This window comes from Streptomyces flaveolus (assembly GCF_044765825.1).
In the GTDB taxonomy this organism is placed as follows: domain Bacteria; phylum Actinomycetota; class Actinomycetes; order Streptomycetales; family Streptomycetaceae; genus Streptomyces; species Streptomyces flaveolus.
In genome coordinates, this window is the sequence record NZ_JBIWKU010000022.1 from 25,036 (window position 1) to 34,667 (window position 9,632).

1 protein-coding gene is annotated in these 9,632 nt (G+C 71.4%); it reads left to right on the forward strand.

The window, feature by feature from the left end:
* Positions 1–33 precede the first annotated feature (33 nt).
* The coding region (locus ACIRG6_RS37445) for a type I polyketide synthase (RefSeq protein WP_403326547.1) at positions 34–9,632 on the forward strand (9,599 nt) is incomplete at its 3' end.

Genomic DNA, 9,632 nt, shown 5'->3' on the forward strand with positions numbered 1-9,632 from the left:
TTCTCCGCCCTGCTCGCCCAGAAAGGCTGACCGATGAGCACTCCGCCCTCCGACCGGATGGAAGCCGCCCTGCCCGCGATCCGTCTGCTCCAGAAGCGCGCGGCCGACCTCGAGGCCCAGCGCACGGAGCCGATCGCCGTGGTCTCGATGGCCTGCCGCCTGCCGGGGGGCATCGGAACGCCGGAGGCGTTCTGGGACCTGCTGTCCCGCGGCGGAGACGCGGTCGGAGACCTGCCCAAGCGGTGGGAGGGCCTGGACCTGTACGACCCGGACCCCGAGGCCTTGGGCAAGTCCTATGCCCGCGAGGGCGGGTTCATCGAGGACATCGAGGGCTTCGACGCCGAGTTCTTCGGCATCTCCCCGCGTGAGGCGCAGTCGATGGACCCGCAGCAGCGGATCGTCCTGGAGACGGCCTGGGAGTCCCTGGAGAGGGCGGGCATCCGCCCCGGCACCCTCAACGAGTCCCGCACGGGCGTGTACCTGGGCACCATGGGCTCCGACTACGACGCCCTGACCCACTACGACCTGGACGCCCTCGACGGCTATGTGAGCTCGGGCAACGCGAGCAGCGTGCTGTCGGGCCGGGTCTCGTACGCGCTCGGCCTTCAGGGCCCGGCCGTCACGGTGGACACGGCGTGTTCGTCGTCGCTGGTCGCCCTGCACCTCGCGGTCTCGGCACTGCGCACCCGGGAATGCGGTCTGGCCCTCGCCGGCGGTGTCACCGTCATGTCGACACCGGCGACGTTCGTCGAGTTCAGCCGCCTCAAGGGCCTGTCGGCCGACGGCCGTTGCAAGAGCTTCTCCGCCGACGCCAACGGGGTCGGCTGGGCCGAGGGCGCCGGTGTGCTGGTCCTGAAGCGCCTCTCCGACGCCGAGCGCGACGGCGACCGTGTGCTGGCGGTCATCCGGGGCAGCGCCGTCAACCAGGACGGCCGCAGCCAGGGCCTGACCGCCCCCAACGGCCCCTCCCAGCAGCGCGTCGTCCAGGACGCACTCACGGCAGCCCGCCTGACCCCCGACGACATCGACGCCATCGAGGCCCACGGCACCGGCACCAGCCTCGGCGACCCCATCGAGGCCGGCGCCCTCGCCGAGGTCTTCGGACCCACGCGCACAGCCGACCGGCCGCTGCTTCTGGGCTCGTCCAAGTCGAACATCGGCCACGCCCAGGCCGCGGCGGGCGCCATCGGCGTGATCAAGACAGTGCTGGCGTTGCAGCACGACACCCTGCCCAAGACCCTGCACGCCGACCAGCCCAGCCCGCACATCGAGTGGGAGGGCTCCGGCCTGGAGCTGCTCCAGGAAGCCCGCCCGTGGGTGCGGGGTGAGCGGGTACGCCGCGCGGGCATCTCGTCGTTCGGTCTCAGCGGCACCAACGCACATCTGATTCTGGAGGAAGCACCCGCCGTCGAGACGGCCGAGGCCGATGAGGCTCCTCGGCTTCCGGTGCCGATCGTGGTGTCGGGCCGCAACGAGGCCGCACTGCGGGAACAGGCAGGGCGCTGGGCGGACTGGCTGGCGAACCACGACGAGGTCCCGCTGGCCGACGTGGCCACCACAGCCGCGCTGCACCGCACCCACTTCGACACCCGGGCGGCGGTACTCGCCGAGTCGGTGGAACAGGCCGTTGAGACGCTGCGGGCGATCGCCGAAGGCCAGCCCCATGAGCAGGTCGTGACCGGCACGGCCCAGCCCCGCGGCAAGACCGTGTTCGTCTACCCCGGGCAGGGCAGCCAGTGGATCGGCATGGGCCGCGAACTGCTCGCCCAGTCCCCCGTCTTCGCCGAAACCATCGACGCCTGCGACACCGCCCTCAAACCCTTCACCGGCTGGTCGGTGCGCGAAGTCCTCACCGGCGAGGGTGGAGACCACCCGCCGCACGACCGGGTCGATGTCATCCAGCCCGCACTCTTCGCCATGGGCGTGGCCCTGTCCGCCCTCTGGCGCTCCCACGGCATCAACCCCGACGCCGTCATCGGCCACTCCCAGGGCGAAGTCGTCGCCGCCGTCGTCGCCGGCGCACTCACCCTGGAACAGGGCGCCCAGATCGTCGCCCAGCGCTCCCAGACAGTCCTGGCCTGCTCAGGCAGCGGCGGCATGGCCCTCATCGAGCGCCCCCAGGCAGAGGTCGAGGAGTTCATCGCACCCTACGGCGAAGCCCTCTCCATCGCGGCCATCAACACCTCAACCTCAACGGTCATCTCCGGCGAAGCCGGCGCACTGGACCAGCTGGTGTCCGAGCTGCAAGAGCGCAACGTCTACGCCCGCAAGGTCAACGTCGACTACGCCTCCCACCACGCCCACATGGACCCCCTCCTGCCCGGCCTCGCGGCAGGCTTCACCAACATCACCCCCACCACCACCCAGACCGCGTTCTACTCCACCGTCACCGGCCAGCCCACCGACGGCACCGAACTCGACGGCACCTACTGGTGCCGCAACCTGCGCGAAACCGTCCGCTTCGACCAGGCCCTCACCCACCTCCTGGCCGACCACCACACCACCTACATCGAAATCAGCGCCCACCCGGTGCTCTCGATGCCCCTCACCAACGCCGCCACCGAACACAACGGCATCGTCATCGGCACCCTCGCCCGCAACCACGGCAGCCACACCCAACTCCTGCGCAACCTCGCCCTGCTCCACGTCCAAGGACACACCACCGACTGGACCAAAACCCTCCCCACGTCCACTGGGCAGGCGCCCCTGCCCACCTACCCCTTCCAGCACGAACACTTCTGGACCGACCCCACCCACACCCCCCAGGACACCACCTCACTCGGACTCCACGCCTCCACCCACCCCTGGCTCGGAGCCGCCACCGCCCTCGCCAACGGCGAAGGCCACCTCCTCACCGGACGCCTCTCCCCCACCCAACACCCCTGGCTCAACGACCACACCGTCTACAACACCCCCCTCCTCCCCGGCACCGGACTCCTGGACCTCGCGTTCACCGCTGCCCGTGAGGTCGGGGCGGCCGGCGTCGGCGAGCTGACGCTGACCGAGCCGCTGGTCGTGCGGGATGCCGTTCGGGTGCAGGTGGTGGTCGGCCCGGAGTCGAACGGTCGTCGTTCGCTGGCCGTCTACAGCCAGTCGGAGGACTCGCTGGGCGGCGTGTGGCGCCGACACGCGACGGGCGAGCTCGTGGCGGACTCGCCCGAGGACGGATCCGGTGCGGACGCGCTCGCGCAGTGGCCGGTCGCGGGTGTCGAGCACGTGGAACTCGAGGGGTACTACGACCGGTTCGAGGCACAGGGCCTCGGGTACGGCCCGGCGTTCCGCGGGCTGCGGGAGCTGTGGCGTGACGGGGACCGCGGCTTCGGTCTCGTACGACTTCCCGAGGAGGTGGCACCGGGTGAGTTCGGCGTGCACCCGGCGCTGCTCGACGCCGCCCTGCACGTCATCGGGGCGCTGCGCGACGGGGACGACTCCGTCGTCCTGCCCTTCGAGTGGAGCGGCGCGGAGCTGTTCGCCGGGGGCGGCACGGAACTGCGGGTCGAGGTCGAGCTCGACCGGGTGGCGTCCGTCGCCCGCATCCGGGCGGTGGACACCGCGGGACACCCGGTCCTGTCGGTGCGGGAGCTGCACCTGCGCGAGGTGACGTCCGACCAGATACGGGTCGCCGAGCGGGTGGAGCACCTGTACCGGTTGGCGTTCGAGCCGCTGCGTGCGACGGGCACGGAGGCGGCCACCGCCGTTGACGATGACAGCGGTGCGTCGGACGTGCTCGAGGACGCCGTCGTCCTGGGTGCTCGCTCCGAGCTGGCTGCCGCGCTCGGCCTCGACGTGGTCGCCGGCGTGGACGAGTTGCTGGCCGGTGAGTCCGTTCCGGGTCTCGTCCTGATCGACGCGACGCGTGCCGTGTCGGGCGAAGGCGAGGACAGTGCCGCGCAGACGGCCGCCGCCGCCCTGACCACGCTTCAGAATTTCCTCGGTGAGCCGCGATTCGCATCGACGGCGCTGGTCTGGGTGACGCGCCGGGCCGTGGGCGACGGCGTGTCCGACCTGGCGCACTCTCCTCTGTGGGGGCTGCTTCGGACCGCCGCGAACGAGTACGGCGAACGTTCGGTGCGTCTGGTGGATCTGGATGCCGGTGCGGTGGACGCCGAGCTGCTGGAGCAGGCCATCGCGGTCGAGGGAGAGCCCGAGATCGCCCTGCGCCAGGACCGCATCCTCGTCGCCCGCCTGACCCGCACCGACCAGCCCGACAACGCCGAAGCCCCACGCTTCGACCCCGAGGGCACAGTCCTCATCACCGGCGGAACCGGCGAACTCGGCCGACAACTCGCCACCCACCTCGTCCACGAACACGGCATCCGCCACCTGATCCTCACCTCACGCCGAGGCACCAACACCCCCGGCACCGACGACCTCATCACCACCCTCACCCAGGCCGGAGCCGACACCGTCGACATCCACGCCTGCGACATCACCGACCACCACCAGACCGCCACCCTCATCAACAACCTCACCCGCCCCCTCACCGGCGTCTTCCACCTCGCCGGCACCCTCGACGACGGCCTCATCACCACCCAGACCCCCCAACGCCTCCACCACGTCCTCGCCCCCAAAATCGACGGCGCCCTGAACCTGCACACACTGACCACCGACCACAACCTCGCCGCCTTCGTCCTCTTCTCCTCAGCGGCGGGAATCCTGGGTACGGCGGGTCAGAGCACCTACGCGGCGGCGAACGCCTTCCTCGACGCGCTCGCCGAACACCGCCGGGCTCAGGGCCAGGTCGCCATCAGCCTCTCGTGGGGTCTGTGGGAGCAGGCCGGCATCGGCATGACCGCCCACCTCGGCGACGCCGAACTCGCCGGGATCCGCCGACAGGGCATCGGTTCGCTGTCGGAGGCGGAGGGCATGCGACTGCTCCACGCCGCGCTCACCCAGCCGTATGCACATCTCGCCCCGGTGAAGCTGGAGTTGGCGGAGTTGCAGCGGGCCGCGGACCGGGGCGGCGAGGTCGCGCCGAGGTTCCGCGGGCTGGTGCGGCCGCGGCTGCGGCAGGCGGGCCGGGCCGCGGCGCGGCCGTCGGCACTCCGGGACCGTCTGGCCGCCCTGTCCGACGTGGAGCGGCGCAGGGATCTGACGCGCCTGGTGTGCGACGAGGCGGCGATCATCCTCGGCGTCTCCGACGCGGCGGGTCTCGGTCCGGACCAGGTCCTGAAGGACCTGGGCATCGACTCGGTGATGGCGGTCGAACTGCGCCGTCGCCTGTCGGCCGAGACGGACACCGCCCTGCCCGCGACCCTCGCCTTCGACTACCCCACCCCCACCGCCATCGCCGGGCTCCTGCTCGACAAGCTCGACCTGACGAACGTCCCCCAGCGGACGGCCGTCGCGCGTCGCACCCGTCGCGCGGGAGCGGACGAGCCGATCGCGGTGGTGTCGATGGCCTGCCGCCTGCCCGGCGGTATCGGCACCCCCGAGGACTACTGGCAGCTGCTGGTCAGCGGATCCGACGCCATCGGCGGCCTGCCCAAGCGGTGGGAGGGCCTGGGCCTGTACGACCCGGACCCCGAGGCCGTCGGCAAGTCCTACGCCCGCGAGGGCGGGTTCATCGAGGACATCGAGGGCTTCGACGCGGAGTTCTTCGGGATCACCCCGCGTGAGGCGCAGTCGATGGACCCGCAGCAGCGGATCATCCTGGAGACCGTCTGGGAGGCCCTCGAACGGGCAGGCGTGCGCCCCGACGCCCTCAACGAGTCCCGCACCGGCGTCTACCTCGGCACCATGGGCTCCGACTACGACAATCCCCACAACCACGACTACGAGGCCCTCGACGGTTACCTCGGCACGGGCAACACGAGCAGTGTCCTGTCCGGCCGGGTGTCCTACACCCTGGGCCTTCAAGGTCCGGCCCTGACCGTGGACACGGCGTGCTCGTCGTCGCTGGTCGCCACCCACCTCGGCGTGACCGCCCTGCGCAACGGCGAGTGCGACACCGCCCTGGTCGGCGGCGTCACCGTCATGTCCACCCCCGCCCTCTTCGTCGAGTTCAGCCGCCTCAAGGGCATGGCCGCCGACGGACGCTGCAAGAGCTTCTCCGCCGACGCCGACGGCGCCGGCTGGGCCGAAGGCGCAGGCATCCTCCTCCTCAAGCGCCTCTCCGACGCCCAACGCGACGGCGACCACATCCTCGCCGTGATCCGGGGCAGCGCCGTCAACCAGGACGGCCGCAGCCAGGGCCTGACCGCCCCCAACGGCCCCTCCCAACAGCGCGTCGTCCAGGACGCACTCACGGCAGCCCGCCTGACCCCCGACGACATCGACGCCATCGAAGCCCACGGCACCGGCACCAGCCTCGGTGACCCCATCGAGGCCGGCGCCCTCGCCGAGGTCTTCGGACCCACGCGCCCGGCCGACCGGCCGCTGCTTCTGGGCTCGTCCAAGTCGAACATCGGCCACGCCCAAGCAGCCGCCGGTGTCGCAGGCGTCATCAAGATGATCCTCGCCCTCCAGCACGACACCCTCCCCAAGACCCTCCACGCCGACCAGCCCAGCCCCCACATCCAGTGGGACGACTCCGGCCTGCAACTCCTCCAGGAAGCCCGCCCCTGGGAACGCGGCGAACGGACCCGGCGGGCCGGCATCTCCTCCTTCGGCCTCAGCGGCACCAACGCACATCTGATTCTGGAGGAAGCACCCGCCGTCGAGGCGACGGAGACCGCTGAGGCTCCTCGGCTTCCGATGCCGATCGTGGTGTCGGGCCGGAGCGAGGCCGCACTGCGGGAACAGGCAGGGCGCTGGGCGGACTGGCTGGCGAACCACGACGAGGTCCCGCTGGCCGATGTGGCCACCACAGCCGCGCTGCACCGCACCCACTTCGACACCCGGGCGGCGGTACTCGCCGAGTCGGTGGAACAGGCCGTTGAGACGCTGCGGGCGATCGCCGAAGGCCAGCCCCATGAGCAGGTCGTGACCGGCACGGCCCAGCCCCGCGGCAAGACCGTGTTCGTCTACCCCGGGCAGGGCAGCCAGTGGATCGGCATGGGCCGGGACCTGCTCGCCCAGTCGCCGGTGTTCGCCGAAACCATCGACGCCTGCGACACCGCTCTGAAGCCCTTCACCGGCTGGTCGGTGCGCGAAGTCCTCACCGGTGAGGGTGGTGAGCACCCGCCGCACGACCGGGTCGATGTCATCCAGCCCGCACTCTTCGCCATGGGCGTGGCCCTGTCCGCCCTCTGGCGCTCCCACGGCATCAACCCCGACGCCGTCATCGGCCACTCCCAGGGCGAAGTCGTCGCCGCCGTCGTCGCCGGCGCCCTCACCCTGGAACAGGGCGCGCAGATTGTCGCCCAGCGCTCCCAGGCGGTCCTGGCCTGCTCAGGCAGCGGTGGCATGGCCCTCATCGAGCGCCCCCAGGCCGAAGTCGCAGAATTCATCGCCCCCTACGGCGAAGCCCTCTCGATCGCGGCCATCAACACCTCAACCTCAACGGTCATCTCCGGCGAAGCCGGCGCACTGGACCAGCTGGTGTCCGAGCTGCAAGAGCGCAACGTCTACGCCCGCAAGGTCAACGTCGACTACGCCTCCCACCACGCCCACATGGACCCCCTCCTGCCCGGCCTCGCGGCAGGCTTCACCAACATCACCCCGACCCAGGCGAACACCGCGTTCTACTCCACCGTCACCGGCCACATCACCGACGGCACCGAACTCGACGGCACCTACTGGTGCCGCAACCTGCGCGAGACGGTCCGTTTCGACCAGGCCCTCACCCACCTCCTCGCCGACCACCACACCACCTACATCGAAATCAGCGCCCACCCGGTGCTCTCGATGCCCCTCACCAACGCCGCCACCGAACACAACGGCATCGTCGTCGGCACCCTCGCCCGCAACCACGGCAGCCACACCCAACTCCTGCGCAACCTCGCCCTGCTCCACGTCCAAGGCCACACCACCGACTGGAGCAAAACCCTCCCCGCGTCCACTGGGCAGGCACCCCTGCCCACCTACGCCTTCCAGCACGAACACTTCTGGCTGGAGTCCACGAGTCGCGGCACCAATCCCGGTTCTCTGGGCCTGGACGCTTCCACCCACCCCTGGCTCGGAGCCGCCACCGCCCTCGCCAACGGCGAAGGCCACCTCCTCACCGGACGCCTCTCCCCCACCCAACACCCCTGGCTCAACGACCACACCGTCTACAACACCCCCCTCCTCCCCGGCACCGGACTCCTCGAACTGGCCTGGACCGCAGCCACCGAAACCGGAGCCACCCGCGTCGACGAACTCACCCTCGCCGAACCCCTCGTCCTCCCCGAACCCGGCGAGACCAGCACCCACATACGACTCCAGGTCACCGTCGGCGTGGCCGAGGCGGACGGACGGCGTCCGGTCTCGGTGCACAGCCGCCGGGACACCCAGGAGGAGTGGACCTGTCACGCCACCGGCCTGCTCGGTGGCGACGGGGCCGACGCCGGGGCCAGTGCCGGTGCCGAGGCCACCGGGTCGGCGCGGGAGTTCGCCGAGCTTGCCCGCTGGCCGGTCGCCGGTGCGGAACCGCTGGACGTGGCCGCCTTCTATGAGCGGTACGCGAAGCAGGGCATCGGGTACGGCCCGGCATTCCGGGGCGTGACCGAGCTGTGGCACCGGCCGGGCAGCGCCTTCGCGCTGGTGCGGCTGCCGGAGGGGCTCGACGGGTCCGCGTACGGCGTGCATCCGGCGCTGCTCGACGCGGCGGTCCAGACGCTCGCGGCGGCGCGGGACGGGAACGCGGCGGCCGGGTCGGAGCCGGAGCAGGTGCTGTTGCCGTTCGAGTGGAGCGACGCCGAGCTGCATCGTGCCGGCGCCACCGAGCTGCGCGTGCGCGCCGACTGGGACCCGGACACTGCCGAGGGCGGCGTCTGGGTGGTGGACGCCACCGGGAGTCCGCTGGCCTCAGCCCGGCTGCGCGCCAGGACGGCGACGCCGGACCAGATCCGCGCGAGCCGCCCGGTGGAGCACCTCTACCGGGTGGAGTTCCAGGCCGTGCCCCTGCCCAGCGGGGTGGAGGCGCCGGCCACCTGGGTCGTCGGCGGCGGGGACCGCCTAGCGCAGGCACTCGGCGTTCAGCGCTTGGTCGATCTGGACGCGCTGGCCGCCGAGCTGGAGAGCACGGAGGTACGGCCTTCCCGCCTGGTCCTGGACGTGACCGGGAAGGTACCGGGAGACAGTGCGCAGGCGGCCCGGCAGCTGGCCGCGGACGCCATGGAGACGCTGCGGTTCGCCCTGGACGACGCGCGCCTGGAGACCACCGAACTGGTGTGGGTCACCCGTGAGTCGGTCGTGGCCGTACCGTCCGACGGCGTGCCCGATCTGGCGCAGGCCCCGCTGTGGGGCTTCCTGCGGGTCGCCCGCAACGAGCACCCCGACCGGCCGATCCGCCTGGTCGATCTGGGTGCGGAGGAATCCGACGCGGACGTGCTGGCCCGGGCGCTCGGTGTCGCGGGCGAGCCGGAGCTGGTGGTGCGACAGGGCGTTCCGTACGTGCCCCGCCTGACCCGGGTCGGGCAGTCGGAGGGAGGCGAGGCGGCGGACACTCCGCGTTTCGACCCCGAGGGCACAGTCCTCATCACCGGCGGAACCGGCGAACTCGGCCGACAACTCGCCACCCACCTCGTCCACGAACACGGCATCCGCCA